The sequence below is a fragment of the Flavonifractor sp. DFI.6.63 genome (assembly GCF_024462255.1).
GTDB classification, from domain to species: Bacteria; Bacillota; Clostridia; order Oscillospirales; family Oscillospiraceae; genus Lawsonibacter_A; species Lawsonibacter_A hominis.
This window is the reverse complement of the sequence record NZ_JANGBE010000163.1, coordinates 1-250: the sequence shown is the minus strand read 5'-3', so window position 1 is coordinate 250 and position 250 is coordinate 1. Positions and strand designations below refer to the sequence as shown.

Annotated in this window: 1 pseudogene; it reads right to left on the bottom strand. The window is 44.8% G+C overall.

What is annotated here, in order from left to right:
- Positions 1 to 122: 122 nt before the first annotated feature.
- A pseudogene (locus NE547_RS18340) lies at positions 123 to 250 on the bottom strand (transposase); the annotation flags it as partial.

The following is a 250-nucleotide window of genomic DNA, read 5'->3' as shown; positions in this document are numbered from 1 at the left end:
GTGGTTTCGCAGAATCGCCACCAGATATGACAAGTCGGATGCTTCCTTCCTGGCCTTTGTGTATCTTGCCTCCATCGCTGTTTTGTTGCTTTAGCACAATCTCCACCTTTTTTCAAACAAGCCCTAGCCCAGAAATGGCGATTTCCATACTTGTACTTTAAATTTGCGTGCCGATCGAATATCATCAGACTGCTCTTTCCTTTCAGATACCCCATAATCTGAGATACACCATACTTCGGCGGGATACTTA